Raw genomic sequence first — 17,944 nt, 5'->3', positions numbered from 1 at the left:
GCTATTCCACCTCCATTTTAATGGCTTGTTTAGGGCAGATTTTTTCACAGATTCCGCAGCCTTTGCAAAAGTCATAGTCAATGTCCAAACCGTCTTCGGTCTTAAAAATAACGCCATCAGGACAGTACAGATAACATTGCAGGCAGTTTATACATTCATCCGTTATAATCGGCCGTTCGTTTCGCCAGCCACTATTTTTGGTGACCAGATATCCGGCTTCACTGGCGGTACCTAAGGGATAATCCGACAATTTTTGGGGTTTTTGATAGGGTCGTAAATAGGGTTTGCTCATGTCAGTGAACCTCCTTAAAATGCTCAAAGGACTCTTTAAGTATCAATTTATTTTTGGCTGCTTGGGAAGCTGATAAATACAAATCGCTGGCTTGCTGTAATGATGACAGCGAAATATCGTCTGAGATACAGGCCAGGGCACCGAGCATTGCCGTGTTACTGATGGGCTTTTTGATGATTTTGAGGGCAATCTGATTTGCATCAATCGTCTGGATCTGTGAAAAATTGCTGAATTTATCTGGGGTTGCGGTATTAATCAGGGCGATGCCATCGTCTTTAAGATCCTTTAAATAGTCATCAGAGAACAACGTATCATCCAGAAAAATCAAATAATCACAACTTTTGATTTCACTTCGATCGATAATCGCTTTACCATCAATTTTATTAAAGGCCTGAATGGGCGCGCCGCGGCGTTCCGGACCAAAGGAAGGAAAAGCCAATGAGAATTTATTGTCGATTAATGAAGCAGCCCCCAAAATTTTAGCAGCGGTGAAGGCCCCCTGTCCGCCGCGTCCGTGCCATCGTATTTCAATCATAATGTTTCCTCGATTCTTATGTTATTATTTACTGGTCTTATCCAGTTTTTTTGCAGATGAATCGCCAATGATCTGGAAGATCTGCACTAGCAGCACCAGAACGATCACACAAATGAACATCACTTCGGGTTCATAGCGCTGATAGCCGTAGCGAATGGCCAGATCTCCAATTCCGCCACCGCCTACAGTTCCGGCCATGGCCGAAAACCCGATTAATGACACGGCGGTCACGGTGATATTCTTAATCAGCGATGGCAAGGCTTCCGGCAGCAGAATCTTTAGCACAATTGACAATTTGCTGGCTCCAGAAGCAATTGCGGCTTCCAGCACCCCATTGTCAACATCGGAAAAAGACGCTTCCGAAAGTCGGCCAAAAAAGGCGATGGCCGCTACTGCCAGGGGAATCACCACGGCATTGGGACCAATGGACGTATGGACAATCGCCTTTGAAACGGGAATCATCAAAACAAGCAAGATCAGAAAGGGGATTGAACGGGTGATATTAATAATGACGCCGACAATTTGATTGATGGCCCGGTTTTTGAGAAAAAGAGTATTGGATGTTAAAAACAATAGTAGCCCAATACTGCCACCGATGATGATTGCGGCCAAAAGGGATGAAATGACCATCTGCATGGTTTGACCAAAGGTCAGAAGCAGTGCTGCTTTTAAATCAAAGGCCATGATTAATTACCTCCAAATCGGCTGTATTTGCGGCAAGATATTCAATTGCCAGTTTAATGGTATCCACTTCGCCAATTAGCTCAACATAGAGTATCCCGAGGGGTAAACCGTTGATGTATTCGATCTTTCCCAATAAAATATTAAAACCAATTTGAAACGTATTGGCAGCGTAAGAGAGAATCGGGTTGTTGGCATTGTCACCCTTAAAAGTGAGACGGATGATTGGACCTTGCATCTTACTGATAATTTCCTCGGGCAAACTGAAATGATTGGTATGACTTAACAACTGTCTGGTGAAGTCTACTCTGGGTTTTGTGAAAATATCATAAACATCGCCAATCTCGATGACCGATCCCTTATTCATCACCGCACATCGGTTGCAAATACTTTTAATAACATCCAGTTCGTGGGTAATGATGACAATAGTAATACCAAATTTCTTATTCAGGTCTTTTAATAAACTTAATATGGATGAGGTTGTTTCCAAATCAAGGGCGGATGTCGGCTCATCACAGAGCAGAATCTTGGCATCATTAGCTAGCGCCCGGGCAATCGCAACCCGCTGTTTTTCACCGCCCGAAAGGTTGGCCGGATAGGAATTTGCCTTATCAGATAAATTGACTAGTTTCAGTAATTCATTGACCCGGGTTTCAGTTTCTGATTTAGATTTTCCTGCAGCCTTTAAAACAAAGGCAATATTTTGATAGACGGTTAAATTTCGAGCCAGATTAAAGTGCTGAAAAATCATCCCGATATTGCGGCGGAGTATTCGCAACTGGTTTCTCCGATAATTGGTGATATTTTCGCCATCCACCAATATTTCTCCGGATGAAACAGTTTGTAATAAATTAATGGTACGGAGTAGGGTACTTTTGCCGGCACCACTAGAACCGGCGATGCCAAAGATCTCACCCTTTTCAATTTTAAAATGTGCATCATTGACAGCCTCAAAAATCTGTTTATGCTGTTTAAAGTTGACGGAGACATGCTTGAATTCAATCATAATAGTTACCTTTTTCTGTAGGATTTAAGGCAAAAGCTCAGTTCTTTAAATTAACTGAGCTTTTGACAAAATTTTAATAGTCAGATGGTCTTTGGAAAGAAACATACTGTTTGCTCGGGTCTTCAATTACTTGCTTAAAGGCATCGGACTCAATCACAGCAATGACATCTTTCGCAAAATCTGAATCTTTATCTTCAGTTCGGACAGCGACACCATTAATGTAGCCTTCAGACAGTTTTTCATTATAAAGGGCATCAGAAAGGTTGAGTCCAGAACTGAGTGCATAATTACCGTTAATCACGGCAATGCCGACACTGTCTAGGCTTCTTGGTAATTGGGGCGCTTCGATTTCGACAAATTGAAGGTTTTTAGGATTGCTGGAAAGGGTGTTTTGAGTGGCTGTTTTAGGATCAACAGCAGGGTCGATGGTAATAATATTGGTTTGCGCCAAGACTCGAATAGCTCGGGATAAGTTAGTTGCATCATTTGGTATCGCAACGGTAGCACCATTTTCGATATCATTAATGGTTTTGTACTTTGCAGAGAAAATTCCCATTGCGGCGGTTGGCACTTCTTTGATAAAGGTTAGGTCTAAGCTATTTTCTTTAGCAAAATTGGTTAAGTAGGTAGAATGCTGAAACAGGTTGAGATCAATTTCACCAGCGGCTAAAGCTTTGTTTGGCTGAACGTAGTCCGAGAATTCGACGATTTCAACGGTGTAGCCTTTTTCTTCTAAGGACGGCTGAATTGCTTCGGCTAACATATCGCCATATGGTCCGGCACACACGCCCACTTTCAAGACCTTTTCTGGTTCAGTGGTGGCAGCACTTGATGAAGCACAACCAGTGAGGGCCATAAGCAAAATGCTGATAATTGTAATAAATCCGATAATTCGTTTAGATTTCATTTGTTATCCTCTCTTTTCTAATCATAAAATTTACAGTCGTTTGATTTATCTACTACATAAAATTAGCGAATAAGACAACATCTGGATTTCATCATGGGGCTACCTCCTTTTAAAACATAGTAATAATATATGATTAACGTGTTTTATTATAGCAGCATGCGATGGCGATTGCAATAGAAAAAACACACAAAACATATAAAAATAATATGAATAAAAATAAATAACTTTTAAAGATATTGCTATTGACAATTGTCTGATTTTTACTTAAAATAAAAACATATATGAAAAGTATGAAATAAAAAGCGCTTGATTGGAGGAGGAACGATTATGAAAAAACTACTCATTATAAAAACAGGATCATCGGATCAGCATGTGATCAACAAATGTGGAGATTGCGACATGCGTATTGCTCAATGTGTTGGGATACCGTATGATGATATCCGTGTAATTTCGGTTTATGAAAATGCAGTACCGATCCTGCCTGATGATATTGCCGGCATTATTATTACCGGTTCCCCTTCAATGGTAACTGCTTTGGAACCTTGGGGAGTTGCCACTGCTCAATGGCTAAAGCAGGTTGTTAAAATGAATATCCCTGTTTTAGGTATCTGTTTTGGACATCAATTGCTTGCCCATACCTTTGGTGGTTCGGTTGACTATCATGAACTGGGAGAAGAAAAGGGAGAGGTTGAGATTCGTCTTACCGAAGAAGGCAAGAAAGACCCATTACTGGGAGTATTACCGGAACATTTCAGTGCCTATGCATCTCACTTTCAGACCGTTACCAGATTACCTCAAAATGCGGTGATATTAGCTCAAAATGATTTTGAATCAACCCATGCCTTGAGATTTAAGGATAATGTATGGGGCGTTCAGTTCCATCCGGAATGTGTTGGAGATGTATTTTGTAATACAGTGGAACATAAAACATATGGCATGGCTTTACTCAGGCGTTTTTATGAATTAGCGATGAGTAATTCCGATGTAACACGTTTAAATGAAAGCAAAATAACGGAGAATGAAATAAAAAATAGTTAACGATTCAATAATGATTAATAAGAATAACAAAAAAGCATCTTCAAACGTAATGAATGAAAGTGCTTTTTTTATTGATCTCAATTTAACGGTGCTTTTTTTGTAGCTTGTTACGTTCATGCATACGAATGGAATCGTGACGGAATGATATAACCTATACCGCCGTAATCCTGAGGGGCTTTTACGGCGATATAAGTGAATTTATCTGACACAATCTTCTTTGTTAAGGGATCACCAAAACCTTAAGGCGCGTATTCTAACAAGAACTTATATTTGATGTTCATTCCGCTGTTCTTGCCTGCTGATGCATTTTTTTTAAGCCCTCGACCTCATCGCATATTTCGCTGAGCTTACAGCTTTGGCAATCGAGATCCATACCGTCGAACATTGTATTGAGGGCTGATGTAGCATCTTTTATTTTTTCGGCAACGGGGAGCAGCTTTTTATATAAAGGACTGTCTCCCACAATCATAATAATCTTTACCTGTTCTATTTGCGGTTGCGCCAAAAAACAACGATACATCGCCCATCCAAGCTTTTCAATCGTAAATCCCTTTTTCATGGCTTTTTTTCCGATGCGTAGGTTGGTAAACAGCTTCTGAGATGACATCCGGACCATGATATCAGAAAAGTGCTGCCGGATATCTGCAAATTCCACAGACTTCAGATAGTTATAGATATCATCTTTTTCAACGTCTTTATTTTTTATTAGGACGATCTTTCCAAAAGATAGGTGGTTATTCTTACCCTTCCGTAGCTCTGGATCGCCAATCAGATAGACGCCGCTCTGGTTCCCAAAATCAAAGTTTGTTGAACTCAATGTAAGATTAAGGCTCTCTTTGGGGTAACCACCCAGCTCCAATGCGGTATCCCTTTCCATGAGGAAAGGGTTTTTTTCTGCGACTGGCCAACTACTTTTCTCATTTAATAGACGTTGTATTGTTTCACATTTTAGCTGTTGTTCAATCGTTTCGGCATATTGATCGAAAATATCCATTTTCGATTACAGCCTTCTATTTCTGGGCAGGCGGTCGTAATAGGCGGTAAAAATTGGAAATAGTTTACGGATTAGTTTACTGTCCAGATTAAACCAGTATACGATAAATGTGACACCAAAAAAACAGCCGAATATTTTTAAGATCATTTTTATAATTTTCATCTTATTTTTCATGTTTTTAACCTACTTGAACCATTCCCTTCTGGCGGGCAAATTCTGCTGCACCTAAAGCCCCCATCAACTGAGGATCGGTTTTCAGTTCGGCAATTTTGAGCTTGAGCACATGTTCGATGGCCTGTTTGAGACCATCGTTCTTGGCACAGCCGCCGGTCATGGTAATGAGTCCATCTGTTCCGGCTTTCTTGGCCATAACAAAGCACCGCTTAGCAATCGACATCTGCAGTCCGGCCGCAATCTCATCCCGGGGTTTGCCATCGCCGACCAGAGAAATGACTTCAGATTCTGCAAAAACTGTACATTGGGCTGTAATTGGAATGACGTTTTCAGCTGTTAGTGACAGCTTGGAAAAGTCTTCCAGCGTCATTTCAAACGCGCGTGCCATGGCTTCATAGAATTTGCCGGTTCCAGCCGCACATTTATCGTTCATCGCAAAGTTTTTAACCGTACCGTCGGTATCAATGGCAATGCCTTTAACATCCTGCCCGCCGACATCAATAATTCCGGTTACTTCGGCATTGGTTATATGAACACCCATGGCGTGGCAGCTTATTTCTGAAATATTTTCGTCAGCAAAAGGAACCTTGTTGCGACCATAACCGGTACCTACCAGATAACTTAATGCTTCAGCGTTCTTGAGATCTTTTATTTCAGCCATCGCTTCTGCCAATGCAAAGTTAGCTGTCTCAACCGGATTAATTTTACTGCGCACAATGGAGTGTCCGCAGATATCTCCGTTTTGATTTAAAATAACACACTTTCCGTAGGTTGAACCTACATCACATCCACCAAAATATTTACTCATTTATCTTCACCTGTCCTTTTTAAATTTAGTAGTTTACCAGCTTTCGCCATCATCGAAATCTCTCAGCGTCGGATCCAGAGGCGTTTCATTCATGACCGCTTCCATGTATTTGTTGATCTGGTCACGCATATCCCGACGGCTGATGGTTCTGGCATCGACCAGATCCTGTTTTAACCAGACCATTTTTATCCCTCTTCGACGAGCCTCTTCTTCCAGTAAACCTGTGATAGCTGCCGGACCTTTACAAGAGATCTGATCAAACATGACAATCATGTCACAGTCATACTGCTCGACTAGCAGCCAGAGATCATCCGTATATGCATTATATCCACCTTTGCTGTGAACCCGCATGGTCGCTTCCTGAATGACTTTAGCCACACCTGCCAGCATGGAATCCACGGTAGCGGTATCAATGGGGCGGTGACCCTGATGCTCAATAAACTCAAACACTGCTTCAATCCCCCAGCAGTTCAGCAGCCATTCGTCCAGAGCACTGTACATATTGGCAACGGTATTCCAAACAACGGCGCGATGGCGGGTTTGTTGTGGATATTTTCGCAATTTGCCCAAGCTTTTGCGCATGACTTTATTGACCTTACGGTCATTTTTGATAGCCACTTGACTCCCGCATGCATCCTGGTAGGTAAAGATCCGATACATCCAATTAGAAGCTCCGTAGTGTGGCGGGGTATCAGTTGCATTCATTTCCCATTTTTCAAGCCTTAAGGCGTTTTGTTCGTTCCAGCGTTCACAGGCTTCGCGGAGGAGATTATAATCATACGTTTCACCAGTATGTTTTTCCATAAACTTAATACATTCTTTTAATTCCTCAATGGCGTATTCCTGAGTATCTTCACGGGTATGACGCATGGGCGTATTTAATACATAGGTTGGTAACTGGAAACGGCGATCTAAAATACTGCTTGACATAATACTGCCGTCACAAGGCATATTGGTCGAGATATAGCAACAGCCGATTTTGGGAAAGTCATCCTCAATGGCGACTCCGGATTCCATCGATGGCAGACCGCAAACATCTGCCGGAACCCCGTAGCTTTCGGTTACATCGAGATAATGCTCGGGCAAATGATGATTAATGATCGAGGGCAGGTAATGGGGAACCAGATGAGCCAATATGCCTTGATGTTCAGAAAAACCGGCGGTAATCAGTTTTGGCATGTAAGCATCAATGCAGATATATTTTTTCGCATTTTCATTTTCAGGATTAATATTCAGATCAGCGGAAAAAATGTCCTCCATATTCGCCGTCAAAAGTTTGGCAATCGTATTCAGATTCATCCGGCCAGCTCGCAGCATCGTTCCCCGAAAACCCGGAACATTATGATCGAAAAAGGACGGTGTCGTCAGATAGGCGGCCATCCAACGATAACGCAGGAGGGCAGATACATTGGTGACAGGGTGTTTTAACAACCATTTGCCCAGAATTCCCCAGAGCTCCAACCATTTGACATAATCATAGAGCGTATCGACTGGTCCCCGCCACTCGCGGTGCTTATAGATACCGGTTTTATCTTCAATGGTGTCCTGTAACCCGTTCCCGGTCAGATACTGGTTTACAGCAGCCTTGATTGAAACTTGACCCGTCAGCAATGGTGTCAGCTTTCCGGGCTCAAACTTCTTTTTTAGATCCATTAAAATTGTTTTATGGTCATAGTTAGCCAGTTCCAGCTTGATGGCTTCAGTGAAGATATCGCCGAAAAGCTTGGCATTGTCTTTGAGATTATTACTTGTAACGGTCATTTCTTTTCCCCTTCATTTTGATTTTTTGCTTTTTGAATTTTTTTGATTTCCAGACTTTCAACGAAGGCCTGAACCCGGGTTCGCAGTTGCCCGGAGGCTTGCACGGTATACTCACGATCCAGGGCAACGGTGGGAATGCCCATTTCTTCATGGAGGACAAACGAAGCCACAGCCCGCTCATAGCCCCAATAGTCACAAAATTTCATCTGTTCATAAATAATTCCGTCCGCATTGTACTCATCATACAGCGCTTTTACCACGTCTCGGCGTTCTTGAACCTTCTCCTGCGACATAAAGCGGGGACACTGGTTGGTTTCCAGATAAAAACGGCAAACCACCTCGACAATATCCTCATCGTCATTAATTGGAATCTGCTGACGCCCGGGCATTGAGCCAAAGCAATACCGATCCGCTACCACATATGCACCACAGTACTCAATCAGTTCAGTAAAACCATAATCATCCATTTCTGAACCGACTACGACCACCCGGGCACGATATGGTATTTTAGGATCCAGTTTTCGCTTTTTGAGTTCAACAAGGGTTTCCTCCAGATATGGCAGAATCAACCCGGTAGGACAGGAATAACTGACCAGATTGAGAATATGAAACTCGGTAGCAGTAATGCCGGGGTTATCTGCTTTTCGCAGCTCGGATATTTCTTCAAAAATCGCACACATCCGATTGTGCTCAGCTACTGCGTTACGAAGGGCTGTTTCTGAGATATCAATTCCGAACTGATCGCGTAGTGGCTCAAGAAAATGCGTACGGATTTGATTGGTGTAATGTTTGATACCATGTGGGGATATCTTTAATGGTGCATCGATGATGCTATGATAAAAGGTTCCGTTATCGATCAGTTTTAATTCGTAGATATTCTCCACAAGCCGGTTCATCTGCTGGCAGGTTTCACTTGAAAAGAATGCATCTAAAAAGTGGTAACCGCCTTCAAAGGCTCGCTCGAGCAAGGCCCGGACATAGCTGCAATTCATACTGCCCATATAATATTGGGAAATATCCAGACTGCCTGTTTTGGGGGCTCGTAGTCTGACCGAGAAGGCATTGCCCACATTAAGTAATGCCTCCGGAATATAATAACAGGTATAGCCAACGGCTATGCCACCATCTTTTTTTGCTGCTCGAACCAACTCATTGTTGGCATCTTCAAGCAGGGCTGTAAAATAATGAATATGCTTGAGATCTTTCATATCTGTCCTCCTCTTATTTTTTAAATAACGTTAATTTGAATCAATGCTTCCCGGAGTCCTTGGATGGCAGGTGTGGTAGCATTCAGTTTCAGAAGGCATTGCCCCTGTACGTCCATCAGGCTCAATGCTTCGTCTTCTGGAATATAATTCAGGACATCGATATCACCGGTATCAACCAGTTGTTTAATGGTTTCGTTTTTTATTCGGTTGATGATGGCACCCGTTTGATTGTACATTCCCAGATGTTTAGCTACGTCCCGGATGGTGTGGATCACACCAATCCCTTTTTTGCTGGCATCGCTCACCAAAATCAGATGAGTGACTTTTTCCATAACCCGCCGGTTCACCTGTTCAACTCCCGCTTCACCGTCAATGACCACATAATCAAAATCCTCAGTTAAAGCACTGATGGTTTCCTTCAAAAAGCTGTTTACCGAGCAGTAACAGCCGGCATTTTCTGGTCTGCCAATGGCTAAAAACGCAAAGTTCTCCGTTTCGACTATACTGTCAGTAATTTCGTAGTGTGCTTCATTCAAAAACGTGATGGCCTCTTGTTTCTTTCCTTTTTCCACCGTTTCGACAAACTTCTTCCTGACATCGTCGACGGTATGGGTTACGACCACACCAAGGGCCGTGGACAGACCTACAGCCGGATCGGCATCAATGGCCAGAATTCTGGCCTCGGGGAAGGCATCAATGAGCAGCCGAACGGTCAGTGCCGCCAGACTTGTTTTTCCCACCCCGCCTTTACCTGAGAAGGCGATTACTTTGGTATCTTTCATTTTTTTATCCTCTCTTTGTTTAGGTGACTATAAATGCTGGGGTGTTATCAAATTGGACAGAAGATTCACACAATCGTTGTAATCCATAATGCGGGGAACCGGATAGGTCGGATTGGCCTCTTTGAGGATACGCGCGGACAGTTCGGGGATATCCTTTATCTGGAGTGCGTCGATGGTACTCGGAATGCCCATATTCTTGTTCATTTCTTTAATCTTCTGGATAAAATGCATTGTTAAGATATTGTCACTTTCCGCCGGATCACCAACACCGGCGAATCTTGCCAGATCGGCCAACTTCTTTGCGGCGTTTTTCTTTGAGAATTCCAGAACATGAGGAAGGGTAACGGCGTTGGCAAAACCATGAGGGACGCCATAAAAGCCGCCCAAATTATGGGCAATGGCGTGAACATAGCCGACGTAGGCTCGGGTAAAGGCGACGCCTGCCTCATATGAGGCCACTAGCATATTGCGGCGCAGCCCGAGATCACTGCCGTTTTTACAAACTGCCTCCAGATCATTTATGATTGTTTGTGTGGCAGAGAGGGCTTTTTCTCTAACAAAAGGGGTATCATACCAACCGATGTAAGCTTCAATGGCATGAGTGAGTGCGTCCATACCGGTATGCGCCGTTAATGATGGCGGCAGACCCAAAGTGAGTTCTGGATCTAAAACTGCTGCTAGCGGTACAAGTTTGGGATCGTTAATGGCAAATTTTTCATGATTGGTCGAATTTGTGATAACGGCGGCAATGGTAGCTTCGGAACCAGTACCGGCAGTTGTCGGAATAGCAAAATAGGGAGGGAGTTTATGACCTATTTTAAAGAGTCCTTTCATTTTTTCGATGGGCTTGTCATTGGTTACTCTTGCCGCAATAATCTTAGCACAGTCCAGCGAGGAACCACCGCCAAAGGCCACCACAGCATCGCAGTCAGATTGTTTATACAGAAGCAACCCTTCTTTAATGTTTTCAAAGGTCGGGTTTGGCTGAACCCCATCATAAATTACATATTCCATTTGGTTATTTTTTACGGCGTTCAAAAAACTGTCTAAAAGTCCCAGGTTCATAAGGGGTTTATCGGTTACTACCAGAATTTTACGAATCTTGCACTCCTTAATGATTTCAGGAAAGCGTTTGACCATGCCTGGTCCCACAAGAGTTGAGGGAACTGGCATCTTCAGGATTTTCATGGCACCTTTCATCACAGTATGTGAAGCACGATAAGGTATTTTTTTTAGATTCATTGCTCTTAACCTCCTTGTTTCTAAAATATTTATGCGTTTGCGAAACTCAATAATTCCCTTGGATAAGCCATTTCTTACATAGTATATTTATACATTCCCTCACCAAATCAGCTTATATTTATCCAAAGTTGGTTTGGAATGGCTTATTTACATCAGTTTTTATAATTAGTTTCGCAATTACCTATCTAAAATATTTATTCAACCACCGCAGCAGACCGGAATAAAAACCACTTCATCATTTTCCTGTAGCGTTAATTCCAGATTTGCCCGTTTTCCGTTAACCACAATATGACACTGTCGCATGGCCTTCTGGGCATCGCGGCCATAGTTTTTTTTAAATAAGCGCAGCAATCCTCTAAGCGATGTACAATCCAAGGTTTCGGCTGAGGTATTCGTATAGCGTCGAAGCTCGCCCTTATATTTGACGTAAATCATTGGTAAGTCCTAGCCGTTTTAGATTTTTTTCGGTTGGCACGCCGTTTTCGTCCCAGCCTCGGATCGTGTAGTAGATTGGCATCATTTTTTTAATATCGACCCGGGAATTGGGGTCATCGGGATCCTGAAGTTCATCAGTTAGACGCTTGGGAAGGTTATCTTTTTCTTTGGTTAACCCTTCCCGAAGGTTGAATAATCTTTCAATGTTATAGCCTCGTTCGCCAATTTCCAGAAACTGCCCGGTGGTCATGGGAATGCCCATTGCCAGTTCCACGGCTTTGGCGTGGGGGAGTAAAAACATCGAATGAAAAGGCAGCGCCTTTGGCATCAGTGGCCAGATGTGTCCAAGCACCGGTCGTGAAGCAATCATGGCTTTACCGGCAACACCGGTAAGGGGATGTCCCGGCCCCAGTTTGAACAATACAGATGGCAGCATCGTCTGGAGGGTGAAAAGGCAAAAGCCTGCGGCTGAAGCACTTTCCATGGCGTTTTGTAAAAAGACGGTCAGCTCCGGCTTTCCTTCACTGTTGGTCTGACCCACACTCATAACGCCAATGGACTCCATCAGTGCCAAATAACCGCCGTTTAAATGACAGCCGCCGCGGTTGGAGGTGGCGTAGCCAAGACCCATGCCAACAGATTTACGCGGTTCGTAAGATGCCAGCTCCAAACCCTTGGCATGGATGGCATAGTCACTGCCTCCATATTTTTCACTTAAGCGCATGGAGCCATCGGCCAGCTCATCATAAGGTTTTTCCCGATGTGCAATTTTTCGGATAACATCGATCAGGTTGTCGGTTTTGCCAAAGCGAAGCCTGAAATCGGCCAGGCCTTTTTCATAAAGCTCCATGGCAAAGGCCATGGTTCCCGCCAGTGAGATGGTGTCCATTCCCAGAATATCGGCTTCGTAATTAATATCGTTGATCAGCTGTAAATCGTTGTTTTCAATATTTGAGCCAAAGAGCCCCAGGGTTTCAAACTCCGGCCCTTTTACTTCTTTATTATTTACCTTAACCCGTCTTTCACAGCGGATGGGACAGCTGATACAGCCGCTGTTACGTACCAATAATGTTTCGGCCAGGGTTTCTCCGGAAATGTCATCGGCTTTTTCCCAATTACCCTGATTGAAGTTGCGTGTTGGTAAAACACTGGAAGCATTGGCCGTGTTCACCAGCCCGGCGCTGCCGTATAGTCCCAGGGCTTTGCCTGTCAATGGATGGTTCTTTAAAAAAGCGACCCATTTTTTGACGTAGGCATCATATTTTTCCGGGTTGTCAACCTCGGTATGTTTAGATCCGTAAGCCACCAGAGCCTTTAGATTTTTTGAACCCATAACGGCTCCAGCACCGCATCTTCCGGCAACACGTTCACCTGAAACCGCACAGGCATAGCGTACCATATTTTCACCTGCTGGTCCGATGACCAGCTTGCCAAAGGCCTTGGGAAAGACCTCCTGCACCGCTTCAGCATCCAGACCCCATAGAGGTGTCGCATCCTGAAAAATAACCTCACCGTCCAGGATCGCCATGCTGCAGGGTGTCGCGGCTCGTCCGGTAATGATCAGGCCGTCCACGCCTGCTTTTTTTAACATCACACCAAACTGACCACCGCAGTTTGAAGAAGCAATACCGCCGGTTAAAACATTTTTAAAGGTCATGTTAAAACGGCTGGAAGAGGGTGCCCCCGTATTGTTCATGGGTCCGGTATTCACGATTAGAATACTCTTTTCGGATAGGGGATCGATACCCACTGGCAGCAGGTCGTAAAGTAATTTTGCAGCCAGAATTTTTCCGCCCAGATATTTCTTAAGCGCCCCTTGTTTTATTGGAAATGCTTTTACTCTCTGATCGCTCAGATTAATATACAAATAATTTGCTGCTTTCATCAACCGACCTCCATTTTAATCGCCTGTAACGGACACATTTTTTCACATTGGCTGCAACCAACACAATGCTCTGGTTCATCCAGATACGCAAACACCTTCAAATCCCCATTAAACTTAGGATAAGAAATTTTGATTGCTTCAAAGATACAAACATCCATACAGATTCCACAGGCACTGCACAGGCTCTGATTCACCTTGGGCTTTGGCCATTGGCTTTTTGGAAGTCTTTCACCAGCGCTTCCGACACTGTCCAAAACAGCACCTTTGGGACAAATACGCTGACATACGCCACACGCCACACAGCGCTTTTCATTGATAATATGCATTTTCTTCTTTTCACCGTCAATGGCCATTACTGGGCATTTTTTTGAACACGCCATACAGCCAATACAGTTTTCAGTAATTGTAAATGCCATTTTAGCACCTCAACTCATTCTTTTGATTTTAATATCTTATTAACGCAATTTTCATGCCAATTTTTAACCTTCTAAAAACGCCATTTTTTTCAAAAAAATAAAAACAACCGTCTCATTTCGAGTCGATTGTTTGATACGGTCGTTTCGTTTTGATACAATCAATGATTGCGGAAAGTCTTTTCCACAATTATATGATATCGCTTGATTTTACGATATAGTGTGGATTTCGCAATTTTCAGCTGCTGAGCTGCGGCAGTCATATTTCCACCGCAGCTTTCAATTGCTTTTAAAATAATATCTCTTTCCGCATCCTGCATCGTGCTGCTGACCGCTAAAAGATTAGTCACTTCCCTATGCTTTAAACCCTTTACCGTATCCGGCAAATCCTCTAAAGACAGCTTGGTGGTTTCACACACATAAAAGGAACGCATCATCACATTCTGAAGCTGGCGGACATTTCCAGGCCAGTCAAAATCCTGAAAAGCAGAAATAACCGCTGGATCAATGGAATAGATCTGATTATCCCTTTCCCGGTTAAGCTTTTGTAAAAAATACTGGCTCAGCAAAACAACATCACCCTTTCGCTCACAAAGTGGAGGAATAACCAGCGTAAAGGTATTGATCCGGTAAAACAAATCTAATCGGAAGTTTTTATTTTTTATTTCGTCCTCTAAATTTCGGTTCGTGGCCGTAATGATTCGGACATCGATTTCCTTTTCCATTTTGCCGCCAAGGCGGGTAATCCGATGGTTGTCCAGAACCCGCAACAGCTTCGACTGGATGTTAAGCGGTAGTTCGCCAACTTCATCTAAAAACAGAGTGCCGCCATCAGCAAGCTCAATCTTACCAGTTTGTCCGCCCTGCTTAGCACCGGTAAACGCACCAGGCTCATACCCGAAAATTTCACTCTCGACCAAGTCGGGCGGCAAGGCAGCACAGTTAATTGCAATAAAAGGACCCTTCGAACGGGGGCTGTTATTGTGCACGGCATGGGCAAAAAGCTCTTTGCCTGTGCCGCTGGGACCTAAGATTAAAACACTGCAGTCGATCGGTGCGATTTTCTTTGCATAAGTGATCAGATCCAGCATTTTTTTATCCGCAGTTATGATATCTTCAAATGCATAAATGGCGGCGTTTCCGGTCATTTTATTGATCATTTTGTTGACCGTTTTTGCAGCTTTAAAAACGATGGAGTAAAAAATTCGGTTCTGGCGCAATTCAACGATATCTACGTCACCGATACAATATACCGTACGACGATCCAGATGAAAGACCAGTTCCTTTTCTTTTTTATGTAAAAAGTTATCAAAAGAATCGAAGCGGAGTGCTTTTCGGATATCAAAATAGTGTAATGATTGATCAGAAAGATCCAATATTTTTTTTGCACTGGCATTCATTTCCTCAATTTCATAATTCTGATCAATTAGAATCATACCTTCTGACATCGTATTGAATGTGGTTTTAAAAAGCCGCAGCGTTTGCTCAAGCTGCAGGTGGTTTTCAATTAATGCGGCTCCGGCTGTCACAATGCCCAAAGAGTGTTTACTATACTGTCCGATAAGCGTAATCAAATTTAAGCTGCCGAGTATTTTTCCGGTTTCATCGTGTATGGGGGCAGACGAGCCCGCACAAATTTCCTGATTTATACAATAGTGTTCAGCGCCGACAATCCGAACTGGTTTATCCAGCCGCATTGCTAAATCCATTGAGGTCATTCCGTTTACGTCTTCACGCCAGATATACCCGGGTAAAAGGCAGGTTTCATTGGTTGGAACTGAAGTGCTCGAGTCTTTATACTGGGCAAGAATACAGCCCTTTGCATCGGTAATAAAAATGATGGCATCTGAATTCGCTACAGAATGATAGGCTTGCTGCAATACAATTTCAGAAACCCGAATAAATTCACGGTTATATTCCAATATTTCTGCAAATGTCTCAGTGTCAACTTCAACGCCCAAACCAAAGATGCGATCGACCCCATTTTCCCGACAGCGTTTCCATCCCTCAGCAATTTCCTTCCGTACCAAATGATGAATAACACCAGTCTGAAAGAAATGATCCCGATATTTTGCGAGCTCCTTTTGATTATCGATCATGCTAGCCTCCCGTTAGGTATTTAACCTTTTTTTAATGACTTAACTTTACCGGTTGTAAAATTCAGCTGAGACATTGTCCATATCTGGTTTTTGAAAAACAGAAGTTAACAGAAAAATGCATCCAATATCTGATAAAATTAGATACAAACCGTGCATATCACAAGGTATGTTTGATCAATTCGGCTGGTAAAGTTGAGTTAATTATAGTATGAATACGAGTGTCTGTCGATCAAAAATAGACGGTTATCTTTATTTCCTGAGGACTGATCGATGCCTTCGTTCATTTTCGTATCATTTGGAGGCGGCTTATTTGGGATAATCAATGTGAATGGTCTTGAATTTCTTTCCCGATGTTGAAAAAAATATTTAAACATGTATACTGTTAGCAATGGTTTAATGAATTAAACCATTGAACGGAGGAAAAAATTTGTATGAAATGAGTAACGAGCAAGAATCACTCATCGAAAATTTCAAAGACTGTCAACCACTGCTCACCGCTATCGGTGATGAAACGCGACAACTCATTATTGTAGCAATTATGGAAAGTGGGTGCTATCCTGGAATTAGGGTGGGGGAAATTACAAAGAAAGTCAATCTATCCCGACCGGCAGTATCCCATCATATAAAAATTCTGATGGATGCAAAAATTGTTAATGTCAATAAACAGGGAACCATGAATTTTTATTATCTGGATCCAGAAAAAAGTAGGTTACTTCATTTAAAAATATTGGTGGAACATATTGAGCACTTAATGGAGCAATGCAATTAGATTAGAATTACGTAAAAACTTAACAATATAGGAGAAGAAGATGATATTTTATTTTACAGGAACAGGTAACTCATTGTATGCAGCAAAGAAGATTGGTGATGAGCTGGGAGAAGACCTCATTGACATAACGGCAGCCATGAAAGAGAAATCATTTATTTACAAGCTTTCAAGCAATGAAAAAATTGGTTTTGTTTTTCCCGTTTACTTTTATGGAGTGCCTTCAATTGTGGTCGACTTTGTAGCTGAATTGAAAATTAAACAAAATCTGGAAGCGGGACTAAAACCTTATGTATTTGGCGTGATGACATGCGGTGGTGGTATGGGTGGAACCCCGAGAATGCTGGAAGAGCTGTTGGAAAAGCAGGGATTACCTTTGACTGCAGCGTTTGAACTCAAGATGGCCAGCAACTACATTATGATGTACCAGCCAACGGGTCCTGACCTGCAGAAAAGAATTCTGAACTCGACAGATGAAAAATTAGCCGATATTATTGCAGCCATTTCGAAAAATAGGCAGGATGATGGCAGCAAGCGAAAAAAATCATTTTTGACCAGAGTTGCCTATCCGCTATATGTGCATGGCCGAAAAACGAGGCTTTTTTATGCTGATGAAAAGTGTAATGACTGTGGAAAATGCGAAAAAATTTGTCCGGTTTCTGCCATTGAAATGGCGAATAACAAACCGGTTTGGACGGCGAAACAATGTACCCACTGCTCAGCCTGTATTAACCGCTGTCCTCAGGAAGCGATTCAGTATAGTAAGAAAACGCTAAAGTGGCGTCGATTTGAAAATCCCATCCTTAAATAATTAAGAATTCATAAATTTATTCGTCTTCATTCTTGACAGTTTGAGCCATAGCAAATAAAATAAGAGATATAGAATAAAATGATATTTAATTAAGATGTATTCTATAT

Annotated in this window: 18 protein-coding genes; 3 read left to right on the top strand and 15 right to left on the bottom strand. The window is 42.6% G+C overall.

Features of this window, described 5'->3' with window-relative positions; all coding sequences use genetic code 11:
* Position 1: 1 nt before the first annotated feature.
* The 5 genes from A3KS_RS0104075 to A3KS_RS0104055 all read right to left on the bottom strand — a co-directional run bounded on the left by A3KS_RS0104075 (position 2) and on the right by A3KS_RS0104055 (position 3,421).
* Positions 2 to 292, bottom strand: a complete 291-nt coding sequence (locus A3KS_RS0104075) for a 4Fe-4S binding protein (RefSeq protein ID WP_026393836.1) — start codon at positions 290 to 292, stop codon at positions 2 to 4.
* A 1-nt stretch (position 293) separates the two neighbouring features.
* Positions 294 to 827, bottom strand: coding sequence for a 2-oxoacid:acceptor oxidoreductase family protein (locus A3KS_RS0104070; RefSeq protein WP_026393835.1), 534 nt, complete (start codon positions 825 to 827; stop codon positions 294 to 296).
* A gap of 24 nt (positions 828 to 851) precedes the next feature.
* Complete coding sequence (locus A3KS_RS0104065) at positions 852 to 1,511, bottom strand: methionine ABC transporter permease (protein WP_051355644.1); 660 nt, start codon at positions 1,509 to 1,511, stop codon at positions 852 to 854.
* Positions 1,501 to 2,514, bottom strand: a complete 1,014-nt coding sequence (locus tag A3KS_RS0104060; protein ID WP_026393833.1) for a methionine ABC transporter ATP-binding protein — start codon at positions 2,512 to 2,514, stop codon at positions 1,501 to 1,503. Before A3KS_RS0104060 ends, A3KS_RS0104065 begins: the two co-directional genes overlap by 11 nt.
* A 73-nt stretch (positions 2,515 to 2,587) precedes the next feature.
* A complete protein-coding gene (locus A3KS_RS0104055; protein ID WP_035355192.1) occupies positions 2,588 to 3,421 on the bottom strand; it encodes a MetQ/NlpA family ABC transporter substrate-binding protein in 834 nt (277 codons plus the stop codon).
* 327 nt (positions 3,422 to 3,748) lie between these two features.
* Here A3KS_RS0104055 and A3KS_RS19955 point away from each other — a divergent pair, with 327 nt between their 5' ends.
* Positions 3,749 to 4,459: a glutamine amidotransferase gene (locus tag A3KS_RS19955; protein WP_051355643.1), complete on the top strand. Its 711-nt coding sequence runs from the start codon at positions 3,749 to 3,751 to the stop codon at positions 4,457 to 4,459.
* A gap of 277 nt (positions 4,460 to 4,736) precedes the next feature.
* On the opposite strand, the gene A3KS_RS0104045 is transcribed toward A3KS_RS19955, so the two are convergent.
* The 10 genes from A3KS_RS0104045 to A3KS_RS0103995 form a co-directional block, all read right to left on the bottom strand.
* Positions 4,737 to 5,453 (bottom strand): hypothetical protein, encoded by a 717-nt coding sequence (locus A3KS_RS0104045; protein WP_026393831.1) that lies wholly within the window; start codon positions 5,451 to 5,453, stop codon positions 4,737 to 4,739.
* Between the two features lie 178 nt (positions 5,454 to 5,631).
* On the bottom strand, positions 5,632 to 6,435 hold the full coding sequence (locus tag A3KS_RS0104035; protein ID WP_026393830.1) for an acyl-CoA dehydratase activase: 804 nt from the start codon (positions 6,433 to 6,435) through the stop codon (positions 5,632 to 5,634).
* Between the two features lie 33 nt (positions 6,436 to 6,468).
* The gene (locus tag A3KS_RS19950) at positions 6,469 to 8,196 is read right to left on the bottom strand and encodes a 2-hydroxyacyl-CoA dehydratase family protein (protein WP_051355642.1); all 1,728 of its coding nucleotides are present in this window, start codon (positions 8,194 to 8,196) and stop codon (positions 6,469 to 6,471) included.
* On the bottom strand, positions 8,193 to 9,404 hold the full coding sequence (locus A3KS_RS0104025; RefSeq protein WP_026393829.1) for a 2-hydroxyacyl-CoA dehydratase family protein: 1,212 nt from the start codon (positions 9,402 to 9,404) through the stop codon (positions 8,193 to 8,195). Before A3KS_RS0104025 ends, A3KS_RS19950 begins: the two co-directional genes overlap by 4 nt.
* Positions 9,405 to 9,424: 20 nt before the next feature.
* The gene (locus tag A3KS_RS0104020) at positions 9,425 to 10,186 is read right to left on the bottom strand and encodes an ATP-binding protein (RefSeq protein ID WP_026393828.1); all 762 of its coding nucleotides are present in this window, start codon (positions 10,184 to 10,186) and stop codon (positions 9,425 to 9,427) included.
* Between the two features lie 27 nt (positions 10,187 to 10,213).
* The gene (locus tag A3KS_RS0104015; RefSeq protein ID WP_026393827.1) at positions 10,214 to 11,428 is read right to left on the bottom strand and encodes an iron-containing alcohol dehydrogenase; all 1,215 of its coding nucleotides are present in this window, start codon (positions 11,426 to 11,428) and stop codon (positions 10,214 to 10,216) included.
* A 198-nt stretch (positions 11,429 to 11,626) separates the two neighbouring features.
* Positions 11,627 to 11,863 (bottom strand): MoaD/ThiS family protein, encoded by a 237-nt coding sequence (locus A3KS_RS0104010; RefSeq protein ID WP_026393826.1) that lies wholly within the window; start codon positions 11,861 to 11,863, stop codon positions 11,627 to 11,629.
* Positions 11,844 to 13,748 carry an aldehyde ferredoxin oxidoreductase family protein gene (locus tag A3KS_RS0104005; protein ID WP_026393825.1) on the bottom strand — a complete coding sequence of 635 codons (1,905 nt, stop codon included), beginning with the start codon at positions 13,746 to 13,748 and terminating at the stop codon, positions 11,844 to 11,846. Before A3KS_RS0104005 ends, A3KS_RS0104010 begins: the two co-directional genes overlap by 20 nt.
* On the bottom strand, positions 13,748 to 14,164 hold the full coding sequence (locus A3KS_RS0104000) for a 4Fe-4S binding protein (protein WP_026393824.1): 417 nt from the start codon (positions 14,162 to 14,164) through the stop codon (positions 13,748 to 13,750). The genes A3KS_RS0104005 and A3KS_RS0104000 overlap by 1 nt, the downstream gene beginning before the upstream one ends.
* A 158-nt stretch (positions 14,165 to 14,322) precedes the next feature.
* Positions 14,323 to 16,260, bottom strand: coding sequence for a sigma-54-dependent Fis family transcriptional regulator (locus tag A3KS_RS0103995; protein ID WP_026393823.1), 1,938 nt, complete (start codon positions 16,258 to 16,260; stop codon positions 14,323 to 14,325).
* Positions 16,261 to 16,696: 436 nt separating this feature from the next.
* Between A3KS_RS0103995 and A3KS_RS0103990 the strand changes: the two genes are divergently transcribed.
* Entirely contained in the window at positions 16,697 to 17,029 is a 333-nt protein-coding gene (locus tag A3KS_RS0103990) for an ArsR/SmtB family transcription factor (protein WP_026393822.1), read from the top strand.
* Between the two features lie 40 nt (positions 17,030 to 17,069).
* Entirely contained in the window at positions 17,070 to 17,837 is a 768-nt protein-coding gene (locus tag A3KS_RS0103985; protein WP_026393821.1) for an EFR1 family ferrodoxin, read from the top strand.
* Positions 17,838 to 17,944 lie beyond the last annotated feature (107 nt).

Source organism: Acetobacterium malicum subsp. dehalogenans DSM 11527 (assembly GCF_000472665.1).
Lineage (GTDB): Bacteria > Bacillota > Clostridia > Eubacteriales > Eubacteriaceae > Acetobacterium > Acetobacterium malicum.
The sequence above is the reverse complement of the archived record's forward strand: the minus strand, read 5'-3'. Positions and strand labels throughout refer to the sequence as shown.